The sequence below is a fragment of the Mesorhizobium caraganae genome (assembly GCF_016836705.1).
Lineage (GTDB): Bacteria > Pseudomonadota > Alphaproteobacteria > Rhizobiales > Rhizobiaceae > Mesorhizobium > Mesorhizobium caraganae.
Genome location: NZ_JAFCGY010000064.1, coordinates 1 through 8,813, shown reverse-complemented (window position 1 = coordinate 8,813; position 8,813 = coordinate 1). Strand labels below are relative to the sequence as shown.

Annotated in this window: 7 protein-coding genes; all 7 read left to right on the top strand. The window is 65.6% G+C overall.

Annotated features, from left to right (window positions below; translation table 11 throughout):
* Positions 1-348: 348 nt before the first annotated feature.
* The gene (locus JQK88_RS34950) at positions 349-2,364 is read left to right on the top strand and encodes an amidase (protein WP_192249041.1); all 2,016 of its coding nucleotides are present in this window, start codon (positions 349-351) and stop codon (positions 2,362-2,364) included.
* A 258-nt stretch (positions 2,365-2,622) separates the two neighbouring features.
* Positions 2,623-3,159 (top strand): isochorismatase family protein, encoded by a 537-nt coding sequence (locus tag JQK88_RS34945; protein WP_192249043.1) that lies wholly within the window; start codon positions 2,623-2,625, stop codon positions 3,157-3,159.
* 34 nt (positions 3,160-3,193) lie between these two features.
* Entirely contained in the window at positions 3,194-3,643 is a 450-nt protein-coding gene (locus JQK88_RS34940; RefSeq protein ID WP_203281107.1) for a GFA family protein, read from the top strand.
* Positions 3,644-3,927: 284 nt separating this feature from the next.
* A complete protein-coding gene (locus JQK88_RS34935) occupies positions 3,928-4,926 on the top strand; it encodes a LacI family DNA-binding transcriptional regulator (protein ID WP_203281105.1) in 999 nt (332 codons plus the stop codon).
* Entirely contained in the window at positions 4,923-6,440 is a 1,518-nt protein-coding gene (locus JQK88_RS34930) for a sugar ABC transporter ATP-binding protein (protein ID WP_203281104.1), read from the top strand. Before JQK88_RS34935 ends, JQK88_RS34930 begins: the two co-directional genes overlap by 4 nt.
* Positions 6,440-7,492, top strand: a complete 1,053-nt coding sequence (locus JQK88_RS34925) for an ABC transporter permease (protein WP_203281102.1) — start codon at positions 6,440-6,442, stop codon at positions 7,490-7,492. Before JQK88_RS34930 ends, JQK88_RS34925 begins: the two co-directional genes overlap by 1 nt.
* A gap of 122 nt (positions 7,493-7,614) precedes the next feature.
* Positions 7,615-8,598, top strand: a complete 984-nt coding sequence (locus tag JQK88_RS34920) for a substrate-binding domain-containing protein (protein WP_203281100.1) — start codon at positions 7,615-7,617, stop codon at positions 8,596-8,598.
* Positions 8,599-8,813: the final 215 nt, after the last annotated feature.

The window sequence follows — 8,813 nt, the reverse complement described above, 5'->3', positions numbered from 1 at the left end:
AACATCTTGGCTGCCCATCCGCTCGACAAACCTATCGCCAGCAAGATGCGAAGGGCAAACTGGAGCAAAGACTTCTTCTATGACCTCTTTACTCATATGCGATAGCCCTGCCCTCGAGGGGGAGATGGCCGGCAGGCCAGAGGGGGTCGGTTCGACTAGGCTCGGCCCCTTGTCGCAGACGCAAGGAGGTTAGCGCTTCACGCGCGGCGACCCCCTCTGTCGCCTTCGGCGACATCTCCCCCTCAAGGGGGGAGATCAGCAGCGTCACCGACCATGCCCATCGTTTGAGGCGTGACACTTGCGTCGCCCGATGCCAAGACTCCTTTGCTGCTGCCTCTTGAGAATCCCATGTCCCTCAACCTCGTCGAAGCCTCGATCGCCGACCTGCGCCGCGCCCTGGAGGACGGCACCGTCACCAGCGTCGAGCTGGTTGGCGCCTACCTCCGGCGCATTGCCCACTATGACCGCCACGGCATTGCGCTGAATGCGGTGCCGGTGCTCAACCCCAAAATGTTCGAGGAGGCGGCCGCGTCCGATCTGCGGCGCCGCAACGGTGCCACGCTCGGGCCGCTCGACGGCATCCCCTACACCGCCAAGGACAGCTACAAGGTGAGGGGCCTGACGGTGGCGGCCGGCTCGCCGGCCTTCGAGCATCTCGTCGCCAATGAGGACGCCTTCACCATCGCGCGGCTGCGGGCCGGCGGCGCGGTCCTGATCGGGCTGACCAACATGCCGCCAATGGCCAATGGCGGCATGCAGCGGGGCGTCTATGGCCGCGCCGAAAGCCCTTACAATGCCGGCTATCTGACCGCCGCCTTTGGCTCCGGCTCGTCCAACGGCTCGGGCACCGCCACCGCCGCCAGCTTCGCCGCTTTCGGGCTCGGCGAAGAGACATGGTCGTCGGGCCGCGCGCCGGCGTCAAACAACGCGCTGGTCGCCTACACGCCCTCGCGTGGTGTCATTTCGGTCAGGGGCAACTGGCCGCTGGTGCCGACCATGGATGTGGTCGTGCCGCATACGCGCGGCATGGCCGACATGCTCGAACTGCTCGACGTGATCGTTGCCGACGATCAGGAGACACGCGGCGATTTCTGGCGTGCGCAGCCTTGGGTGCCGATCCCGAGAAGCGGTGATCTCAGGCCGCCAAGTTATACCGGGCTGGCGCTGGAAGGCGCCCTCAAGGGCAAGCGCCTCGGCGTGCCGAAAATGTATATCGGCCGCGATGACGGCGCAGAGCGACCGATTGAAACCCGCGCCTCGGTGCTCGACCTCTGGCGGCAGGCGGCAAGCGATCTGGAAAAGCTTGGAGCTGAAGTGGTCGAGGTCGATTTTCCCGTCGTCTCCAACTACGAGCGCGACCGTCCGGGCGCGCAAACCATGGTCGAGCGCGGACTGGTGCCGGAAGCCTTCGCCGAGCGCGAAATCTGGGACCTCTGCATCTGGGGCTGGGACGATTTTCTGCGCGCCAATGCCGATCCGGCCATCCCCGATCTGGCCTCGGTCGACGGCCCCAAAATCTTCCCGCAGCCGCCGGGCACGCTGCCCGACCGCTATGGCGATGACGGCTTCGATCTGGCCGACTATGTCACCCGCGCCAGGCAAGGTGTGACGCCGCTCCGGGACATTCCCACGCTGGCGGAAGGACTCAAGGGGCTGGAAGCGACGCGGCGCATCGATTTCGAGGACTGGCTCGATGAGCATAAGCTCGACGCGGTGGTGCTGCCGGCGGTCGCCGATGTCGGGCAGGCCGATGCCGACGTCAACGAAGCCTCGGCAGACCTTGCCTGGCGCAACGGCACCTGGGTCGCCAACGGCAATCTGGTCTGGCGCCATCTCGGTATCCCGACCGTCACCGTGCCGATGGGCACGATGGCCGATATCGGCATGCCGGTCGGGCTGACCTTCGCGGGCAAGGCCTATGACGATGTGGACCTGCTGCGCCAGGCCGGCGACTACGAGCGCGCTACCCGACGACGCACCGCACCGCCGCGCACGCCGGCGCTGGCGGACGATGTGTTTGCCCAACGCGGTGGAATGAAGGCCAGTGATGCGCCGCCGCTGACGCTTACGATTGCTGCCGAGACGAGAGATCTGGGAGATCAGGCAGAGATCACCGTTACGGTCGAACTCGAAGCTGCCATCGGCGTGGAAAGCGCCAGCGTCAAGGTTCATGTCAATGGCGAGCCCGTCGCCATGCAGCGAAGCAGCGCAAGTTTCCATGGTCGCATCGTGGTGCCAGCTGTCGAGTATGAGCGGACGCACAGTGTGTGGCGCGGCGCTTACGGTTCGATCGTCACCGCAATCGTGCGGCTCGAAGACGGACGCACCGCCGGCGCTTATGTGGTGACGGGCGGAATCGGGTGAGGGTACAGCTAATCTCCCCCCTTGTGGGGGTTGAGGAGCGGTCCGCGAAGCGGACGGAAAGCCAATTGCTTGGCTTTCCGAGTGACGAAAGCCGGCAGGCCAGAGGGGGTCGGCTCGACTGGGCTCGGCCCTCCTGCGGCAGATGGAGGTTAGCGCTTCACGCGCGGCGACCCCCTCTGTCGCCTCCGGCGACATCTCCCCCCTCAAGGGGGGAGATCAGCGCCTTGACCCTCCCACCACCCGCGCTATCTTCGCGCCATGTCAAAACTCGCTCCCCTCATCGTCATCGATCTCCAGACCAACATGTTCGACGGGCGCGTCGAGCCGCCGATCCACGATGCGCCGGGCATTGCCCAGCGCACCCGCTCCCTGATCGACTGGGCGCGGCGCGAGGGCCGCAAGGTCGCTTTCATCAGGCATGACGGGCCGGCCGGCGATCCGCTGGCGCCGGGCGAGCCGGGCTGGCCGGTATGGCCGGAACTCGGCCAGGCCAAGGACGAGCCGACCTTCTCCAAGACCGTGCGCAACGCCTTTTCCAATCCCGAGCTTGGCGCATGGGTGGCCGGGCAGGGTGCTGATGAAGTCGTGCTCGCCGGCGCGCAGACCGATTTCTGCATCGCCGGCACCGTCAAGGGCGCTTTGGCCGAAGGCCTTGCCGTCACCGTCGTGTCCGATGCCCATTCCACGCTGGACACGCCCGACGCAACTGCTGCCGAGATTATCGCCCGGTACAATGCCGACTTCACCGATGCCGGCGCCACGCTGGTGACGACCAAGGCGCTGACCGGCAGCTGAAGCGCACGAATCTCGACGAAGACAGGAGGCTGCCTTGCCAACCCTGACCTTGCCGGCCGAAGGCGGCTGTCGCTGCGGACGCGTGCGGCTGAAAATTTCCGCAAAGCCGCTTTTGACGATGGCCTGCCATTGCACCGGCTGCCAGACCATGTCGGCCAGCGCCTATTCGCTGAGCGCCGCCATTCCCTCGGACGGCTTCGAGATCACGCAAGGCGAGCCGGTGATTGGCGGCCTGCACGGCGCGTCAAAACACTATTTCTGCGCCTACTGCATGACATGGATGTTCACCCGCCCCGAAGGCCTCGACTGGTTCGTCAATCTGCGCCCGACCATGCTCGACGAGCCCGGCTGGTTCACGCCGTTCATCGAGACATGGACCAGCGAGAAGCTGCCCTGGGCGGAGACGCCGGCGGTGCACAGCTACGAGGCGTTGCCGACGCTTGAGGCGTATGAGGCGTTGGTGGCGGAGTTTGCTGGGCGCTGAACGCTGCTGATCTCCCCCCTTGAGGGGGAGATGGCCGCAAAGCGGCCGGAGGGGGTCGGTTCGACTGGGCTCAGCCTGATTCTGTAAATTACGTTGGCGCTTCACGCGCGGCGACCCCCTCTGTCGCCTTCGGCGACATCTCCCCTCGAGGGGGATGAGCCCCACCAAAAAATTCCATCGAATCGATTGCGCAAACGTTTCGATCACCCTAAGCTCCTGCAAAATCCGCCGATAGAGCGGACGGGAAACGCATAGGGAGGAGCGCTTGCAGGCGCTGCATTTTATTGCCGACAATGGCTGAAGTGGCGCGGCGCGCTGGCGTGTCGGTGTCGACCGTCTCGCATGTCGTCAACAACACGCGCTTCGTGTCGCTGGAGAAGGCGAAGCTGATCAACGACGCCATTGCCGCCATGGGCTATCAGCCCAACGAATTGGCGCGCTCGCTGAAGGCCTCGACCACCAACAGCGTCGGCCTGGCGATCTCGGCGATTTCCAATCCCTATTTCACCGACATCATCTGCGCCGTCGAGGCCGAATGCGCGCGGCTCGGGCTGATGGTCTTTCTCTCCGACACGCAGGAAGACCCGGACCGCGAGCTGCAAGTGGTGCGCGCCTTCCACCAGCGCCGCGTCGACGGCGTTATTCTGGCGCCGTCGGGTTCGCCGCAGCGCGCCATCGACTATCTCGCCGACAAAAAAGTGCCGTGCGTTTTGATCGACCGTTTCGCCGACGACCGCTTCGACCAGATCGGCGTCGAGAACGACACGGCGATGCGGGCGCTGATCGACCATGTCGCGTCCTTCGGCCACAAGCGCATCGGCTACATCGCCGGACAGCCGGGGCTGGCGACGACGCGCGAGCGCATCGAGGCATTCCAGGCTTCGCTCGCCGCCAATGGACTTGAAAGCGTGCCGCACTATGTCTCGCCGGAGAATGTCGACACGGCGGCGGCGACCGCATCGACGCACGCGATCCTTTCGCTGCCCACGCCGCCCACCGCATTGGTCACCGGCAACAACATGACGACGATCGGGGCAGTCCGCGCCATACGCGAAAAGGGTCTTTCGATCCCGCGCGATCTGTCGCTGGTCGGCTTTGACGATTTCGAATGGGCCGACTGTTTCGAGCCCAGGCTGACGCTGATCGAGCAGCCCTGCACCGAGATCGGTCGGCAGGCGGCGGCGCTGCTTAGCGCCCGCATCGCGTCGACCGCGTCCGCGCCGCGCTCGGTGCGGCTGCAGGCAACGCTGCAAACCCGCCAATCCTGCGGGAGGCCGAAATGACCGCGCCGCTGCTGGTGATGACAGGCGCGGTAAAGCGCTTCGGCGGCGTGCAGGCGCTGCGCGGTGTCGACTTCGACCTCAAGGCGGGAGAAATCCACGCGCTGCTCGGTGAAAACGGCGCCGGCAAGTCGACGCTAATGAACCTTCTCTCAGGCGTCTACACGCCGGACGAAGGCACGATCGAGATCGACGGAAAGCCGGTGCGCTTCAACAACCCGCGCGAGGCGCAAGCCGCCGGGATCGCCACCATCTTCCAGGAGCTCGACCTGGTGCCGTCGCTCGATGTGGCGGCCAATCTTTTCCTCGGCCGCGAACTGATGCGTCCGGGCGGCTTCCTCGACGTGCCGGCGATGCGCCGCGAGGCCAAGAAGCGACTGGAAGCGATCGAGATCGCCATCGATCCAGGGGCGATGGTGGCGGATCTGTCGATCGGCCAGCGCCAGGTGGTGGCGATCGTCAAGGCGCTGTCCTACGCCTCGCGCGTGCTGATCATGGACGAGCCGACGGCAGCCCTCACCGTCGGCGAAGTCGAGCGGCTGTTCGACATCATGAGGAAGCTCGCCGCCACCGGCGTCGGCATCGTCTATATCTCGCACCGGCTGGAGGAAGTGCCAGGCATTGCCGACCGTGTGACGGTGATGCGCGACGGCCGTGTCGCCGGGATTACCGAGCCACACGCGCCGCAGGCCGAGCTGGTGCGGCTGCTGGTCGGGCGTCCGCTCGACGAGCTTTATCCGCAGCGTGCCAAAGGCGCGGGAAAACCGCTGCTCAGCCTGCGCGATGCAAGCTTCAAGCTCGCCCGCGACAGCGCCGGCTGGCAGGCGCCGCAGGGCGTGTCGCTCGATGTCCATGAAGGCGAGATCGTCGGCCTTGCCGGCATTATGGGGGCAGGGCGCACCGAGCTGCTCTCCGCGCTCTACGGCACCGGCCTGTCCGGCCACTGGGAGGGCGAGGTCGCCATATCGGGCCGGCCGGTGAAACTCGACTCCATCAAGGCCGCCCGCCACGCGGGCATCGCCTTCGTCACCGACGACCGCAGGGGCTCAGGCCTGATGCTGCGCATGGCGGTCGGCCTCAATCTGGTGATGTCGGTCATCCGGCGCATATCGCCGAACTGGCTGGTCTCGCCGCGCCGCCAGGCCGAGGCGGTGAAGGAATCTTTCGGCCAGTTCGACATCCGCCCGAAAAACCCGGACATCGCCGTCGGCGCGCTTTCCGGCGGCAACCAGCAGAAGGTGGTGCTGGCCAAGGAAATCCTCGGCAACCCGCGCTTGCTGCTGCTCGACGAGCCGACACGCGGCGTCGATGTCGGCGCCAAGGGCGAGATCTACGCACGGCTGCGGGCGCTTGCGGCGCAGGGGCTCGGCATACTGGTCGCGTCCAGCGAGATGCCGGAGCTGATTGGTCTGTGCGACCGCATCGTGGTGCTGCGCCAGGGGCGCAATGTGGCGGAATTCATGGGCGGCGTCGACGAGCACACGGTGCTGGCCGCGGCAAATGGCAGGGAGGCCTGATGTCTGACGAGAAGATTTCAGCGGCAGGCGCACCCGTGACGGCGGCGCCTCAAAAACATCGCGACCCGCTGGCGCTGATCGTGCGCTTCCAGAGCCTGATCGGCCTGGTGCTGGTGGCGATCGGCGGCATCATCTTTTCGCCGCGCCGCCACGGCGAGATCCTGTTCCTCAACCCAGACAACATTGCCAACATCGTGCGCGCCGTGTCGGAGACCGGCATCATCGCCATCGGCATGACCTTCGTCATCATCACCGCCGGCATCGACCTGTCGGTCGGCGCGGTGCTCGGCCTGTCCAGCGTCGTCACCGCCTCGATGATGATCTCCGGCGGCTTCGGGCTGATCCCCACCATCCTCGCCGTGCTGGTCATGGGCATCGTCTTCGGCGCCATCCAGGGCACCATCTCCACCCGTTTCCGGCTCGAACCCTTCATCGTCACGCTGGCCGGCCTGCAGGCCGCGCGCGGTCTCGCGCTGGTCGTCTCCGGCAATCAGTACATCAACATCTCCTATGGCGACGGGCCGGGCCTGGCGCCGCCGGTGTTTGCCGTGCTGGGCGAGCGCCTGTTCAACAACACCGTGCCGGTGGCAACGCTTGTCTTCATCGTCTTTGCGGCCATCGCCACCATCGTCCTCAACACCACGCGCTTCGGCCGCTATGTCTTTGCGGTCGGCGGCAATGAGCGCGCCGCGCGCATCTCCGGCGTGCCGGTCTCGATGGTCAAAATCTCGGTCTACGCCATCACCGGCTTTGCCGCCGCCCTTGCCGGCATCGTCCATGCCGGCCAGTTCAATTTCGGCAGCGCCAATGACGGCATGGGCTATGAGCTGACAGCCATCGCCGCCGTGGTCATCGGCGGAACCAGCCTGTTCGGCGGCGCCGGCTCGATGGTCGGCACCGTCGCCGGCACCATCATGCTGGGCGCGCTCGCCAACATCCTGCAGCTCAACAACATCACGCCCGCCATGCAGTTGCTTGCGACCGCCGCGATCATCGTTCTGGCGGCAGTGCTTCAATCCCTCGTTCGCCGCCGCGAGGGCTTGGGTCGTTAATGCATGTCGCGCAAAAGTGAAATCGGTTTTGCGACAACGACATGCATCAACAAACAAGGAGGAAGACGGCGAAACGTCAACCAAGGTCTGGCCCCCCGGCCCGACGAGGAGGAGAGTGAGTTATGAGAACCATTACAAGAGCATCGACCCTCAAGGCCGTGCTTCTGGCCGGCGCCGGCCTGTGCATTGCCGGCACCGCCGATGCCGCCGAGCCGCTGGTGAAAGCCTGCGCCAAGGACGGCCAGTTCATCATCGGCTTTTCGCAGGCCAACAATGCCGAGCCCTACCGCCAGCACGTCAATGACGAGCTGGAGGCGGCTGCCAAGGAAGTGCCTGGCTTCACGCTGCAGATCGCCGACGGCGCCGGCAACGTCAACACGCAGACCTCGCAGGTCGACAATTTCATCACCCAGAAGGTCGACATCCTGCTGATCTCGCCCTTCGAGGCCGCACCGCTGACGCCGGCGGTGAAGCGCGCCATGGATGCCGGCATCCCGGTCATCGAGCTCGACCGCAAGACGGTCGGCGACCCCGGCAAGGACTACACCGCCTTCATCGGCGGCGACAATTACAAGATCGCGCTCGAGGCCGGCAAATACACCGCCAAGACGCTGCTGCCAGATGGCGGCGAGACGGCCGTGCTGGAGGGCCTGCCGAGCTCGACGCCGGCGGTGGAGCGCCTCAACGGCTTCAAGGACGGCGTCAAGGAAAACGCCAAGATCCAGGTGGTGGCCGAGCAGGCCGCCGACTGGGTGCCGGACAAAGCGCAAGTCGCCTTCGCCGCCATGCTGCAGGCGCACCCCGACATCAAGGTGCTCTACGCCTCCAACGACATGATGGCCGCCGGCGCGCTGCTCGCCGCCAAGGGCGCGGGCAAGGACGTCAAGATCATCGGCACAGACGGCCTGCCAGGCCCGGCCGGCGGCATCGAGGCGGTTGCCAAGGGCGACTGGGCCGCGACCTTCACCTACCCGACGGGCGCCAAGGAAGCGATCGAGATGTCGAAAAAGATCCTGCTCGATTGCGCGACTGAGGTTGAACCGACGGTGACGGTGGAGACGACTGCTATCACGGCCGAGAATGCCAAGCAGCTGATGGGGAAGTGAGGGGGCGAGAGCCTGGCATTGAGGTGATATGGCAAGGCCCCGGGAGGGGCCTTGTTTTTTTGGGGCAAGGCTGATCGTGCGAGAATGGCAGCTTCGCGCCTCATGCACGAACCCGCTTCGCGGGAGGGGCGCCTCGTTCTGAGATGGCGCGACAGGTATTGGTCTTGAGCGGGTAGAAGCTGCGATCCGACCATGGAGTTCCTTCAACGAGAGGA